The organism is Mesorhizobium sp. M1D.F.Ca.ET.231.01.1.1 (genome assembly GCF_003999155.2).
Lineage (GTDB): Bacteria > Pseudomonadota > Alphaproteobacteria > Rhizobiales > Rhizobiaceae > Mesorhizobium.
Genome location: NZ_RZOZ02000259.1, coordinates 1 through 247, shown reverse-complemented (window position 1 = coordinate 247; position 247 = coordinate 1). Strand labels below are relative to the sequence as shown.

1 protein-coding gene is annotated in these 247 nt (G+C 68.0%); it reads left to right on the top strand.

What is annotated here, in order from left to right:
- Positions 1-247: ATP-binding protein (locus EN874_RS33205; RefSeq protein ID WP_135884748.1), on the top strand; the 247-nt coding region annotated here is incomplete at both ends.

Sequence of the window (247 nt, the reverse complement as noted above, 5' to 3'; positions counted from 1 at the left end):
ATCGCCCTCAACATCCTGTCCAACGCCATCCGCTACACCCAGGCCGGCGGCCAGGTGATCGTGTCGACCGCTTACGAGGCCTCGGGCGATGTCGTCATGCGCGTGCGCGACACCGGCATCGGCATGACGCAGGCCGAGATCGAGCAGGCGCTGAAGCCGTTCAAGCAGATCAACGCGCTGAAGCGCGGCCGTGGCGACGGCACCGGCCTCGGCCTGCCGCTCACCAAGGCCATGGTGGAGGCGAACC